Origin of the sequence: Pedobacter sp. (assembly GCF_045628745.1) — a bacterium.
Lineage (GTDB): Bacteria > Bacteroidota > Bacteroidia > Sphingobacteriales > Sphingobacteriaceae > Pedobacter.
Window position 1 is genome coordinate 1 of the sequence record NZ_JAZQPU010000264.1, and the last position, 3,161, is coordinate 3,161.

Consider the following 3,161-nt stretch of genomic DNA (forward strand, 5'->3'; position numbering starts at 1 on the left):
AGTACACCAGAGCATGACTACTTGAACAAAGGTTTCGTAGCAAAATCACATGAAGAGGAAATTGAAGCAAAAGGCCTTACTTGCCGAATCACGGATAGCTATGAAGATGTTTCTGAGCGTGTTTTGGGCACAGTTGCACAAGTAACTGATCCAGCCTCCAGGTTGGCGATGATTAACAATATCATGAAAAGTATAGTTGCTGAAGCAGAGAAAAAAGACCCTAGCATAAAAGCTGAAGTATCAGAAATGTTTATTGGCAAAACCTATGTATTGTTTCGTTACAAAACCATTCAGGATGTACGTTTAGTTTATGTTCCGAACAGACAAGTAGGTGAATTTGGTGGCGAGACAGACAACTGGGTTTGGCCACGTCACACAGGCGATTTCTCCTTTATGCGTGCTTATGTAGGCAAAGATGGTAAACCAGCAAAATATTCGAAGGACAATGTACCCTACTCACCAAAGAAGTTTTTAAAGGTGAATGCCAATGGTACCGATGAAGAAGATTTCGTATTCATCTTAGGCTACCCTGGAAGAACTTTCCGCCACCGTCCTGCTGAGTTTATTGAATACCAGCAAAAATTTGTCTTGCCATACACCTCAGAACTGTACGATTTTCAAAACAAAACGATGGAAGAAGCAGGCAAAAAAGACAAAAGCACAGAAATTAAACTTGCTACACGCATTAAACGTAATGCAAACGTAATGAAGAATTACCGTGGCAAGCTTCAGGGATTGAAAGGTATTGATCTTATTGGCCAAAAGAAACAAGAAGATGCAGCACTTGCTGAATTCATTAATAGCAATGTAGCCCAGAAAGCGAAATACGGTACTTTAATGAACGATATCGATAACCTTTACAAGCTAATTAATGGTGATGCCAACCGCGATTTATGGTTATCGCAGATTTACAGTTCTACCAGCTTATTATCAGTAGCGAGAAACATCAACAACTTTAAAGAAGCTATAGATGCACAGCCAGCGGCACAAAAGCAAAGCTTTTTCGATAATAACATCTCACAGGTTAAACAATCTTTAGGCAATACCTATGGCGCATATGACATTGATGTAGATCAAACTATACTTCAGAAAATGCTGAATGATGCTTCTAAATTCTCAGCATCAGAAAAAATCGATGCCCTGAGCAAGATTTCCGGTAAAGGCAATAACAGTGCTGCCATTGAAAAATATGTAAAGCAAGCTTATGCAGTGAGTAAATTGAAGGATCAGGATTATGTGATGAATACCTTATTAAAAAGTCCTAAAACACTAAGTGCCTATAACGACGCTTTAATCCAGTTAACACGCGACCTCGACAAACAAATAGCGGTGTTGAAACCAGAGAAAGATCGTAGAGAAGGCTTATTGAACAAACTGATGGGCGATTATGTCAACGTTAAACAACAGTTTTTAAAGAAGGATTTCATTCCTGATGCTAACAGCACCTTAAGGTTAACTTATGGTTATGTGAGAGGTTATAGTCCTAATGATGCCACTTACATGAAACCTTATACCACTATTAAAGGAATCTTAGAAAAAGGCGCTACAGGAAATGCTGATTTCGGTTACCCGGAAACGATCAAAACCTTGTGGACTGCCAAAGATTTCGGGCCTTTTGAAAAGAAAGATTTGAAAGATGTACCCGTATCTTTTCTTTACAATATGGATACTACAGGAGGCAATTCAGGCTCGCCAATTATGAATGCAAACGGCGAACTGATTGGCGTAAATTTTGACCGTGCTTACGGTGCTACCATTAATGATTATGCATGGAACGAAAGTTACAGTCGCTCTATTGGTGTAGACATCAGGTACGTACTTTGGGTAGCCACTAAAATTGATAAAGCAGATTTCCTTGTCAGGGAAATGGGCGTTAAATTATAACACATTATTAACAGCCGCTCCTAAAAAGAGCGGCTGTTTTTTTCACCCCTTCATGATAAATTAAAATGAGAGTACTTGCAGAATTACCACACCCGGAATGTAAAATTACCCTGTTCAATATGAACCAAAAATACATTGTTAAATTTGAGCAGGGAAGCCTGGAACAAAGTTATAAACTATCAGAACTTGACCTCACCGGAGGTGGTGCAAACGAAATCTTTGCCATGCTCGATGAAGAGTTTATCGCAACGGTTGTAGCACGATTTAAAACCATGAGAACAGACTTCTCAGCGGCCTACAAACGACAACAGTAAAGGTATATTTGAATTGCATATTTTGCTGTATACCAATAACATAAACACCGAAACAAAATTATATTCTGTTTTTAACATCGAAAAGTACAGTAATTAACTAGTCAGGTAAACAATAAATTAACATAAAATTTACTAACTCACTGTTTAACAATTAAGTAATTTTAAGTCAATATTTTGTATGGCACCCTCAAATAGCCAAATTTAATATTGTTTTAACATTTGCAGTTCGTATTCAAACTTTATGACAATAACCATGTTTTATAAAATGAGCAAGCAATTCAGGCCTTGTGGGTACATAAAATAAACGCTGTATGAAAAACAAACCGTACTACCTCAACCTGTTTTTAGTCCTATTTCTCCTTCAAATTTCAAGCGTAACAAAAGCGCAATATGACCGAGCCGACAAGCTGTATTCTTCCAGTGGCATTGGATTTTCCATTCCCGTTGGCGAGACTAGTGAATACCTCGAGCCGAAGTTTTCTACCACTCTAGGCATTAACCTTGGCCTGGGAAATGATGGTCTTTTTCTTTACCCAAAACTAAGTCTACATGCTTATAAATACCAGCAACAAACTTTAGAAGCTGGCTTCGGAACATTGGTAAACAATGGAAGGGTAACCACCTATTTATTGAACCTTGCCTTGGGGTATAGAAAGATAGTCGGCAAGTTCGGGTTCTATGGTTTTGTTGGTGGTGGCGGTGGCTTTATTTTAACGCCCGGAGTACAACTTTCACCCTCAAATGCGATAGCTACTTTCAACAATAAAACCAACACCATGACTATGTTAGAAACAGGACTTGGCGCAGAGTATAGTTTTGGTAAAGTTTCCGTATTTTTGGAGGGCTCATTCATGCGGGGATTTAATAAAATTCAGGACCAACGTTTTCAATCCTTCCCTTTATCTATAGGCATCAAACCCAACTTAAGTTCAGTTTTAAATGGTAAAAAATAAATACATCTAT

Annotated in this window: 3 protein-coding genes; all 3 read left to right on the forward strand. The window is 38.2% G+C overall.

Translation table 11 applies throughout. The features are described 5' to 3' along the window. Nucleotides 1-1,884, forward strand: a 1,884-nt coding sequence (locus tag ACR2F7_RS09980; RefSeq protein WP_432713422.1) for a S46 family peptidase, incomplete at its 5' end; no start/stop codon positions are given. A 65-nt stretch (nucleotides 1,885-1,949) separates the two neighbouring features. Then, nucleotides 1,950-2,198: a hypothetical protein gene (locus ACR2F7_RS09985; RefSeq protein ID WP_432713423.1), complete on the forward strand. Its 249-nt coding sequence runs from the start codon at nucleotides 1,950-1,952 to the stop codon at nucleotides 2,196-2,198. 311 nt (nucleotides 2,199-2,509) lie between these two features. Beyond that, complete coding sequence (locus tag ACR2F7_RS09990) at nucleotides 2,510-3,151, forward strand: hypothetical protein (protein WP_432713424.1); 642 nt, start codon at nucleotides 2,510-2,512, stop codon at nucleotides 3,149-3,151. Nucleotides 3,152-3,161 lie beyond the last annotated feature (10 nt).

Coding starts and splice junctions, on each gene's coding strand:
- ACR2F7_RS09990 (WP_432713424.1), top strand. CDS start 2,510: ATGAAAAACAAACCGTACTACCTCAACCTGTTTTTAGTCCTATTTCTC.
- ACR2F7_RS09985 (WP_432713423.1), top strand. CDS start 1,950: ATGAGAGTACTTGCAGAATTACCACACCCGGAATGTAAAATTACCCTG.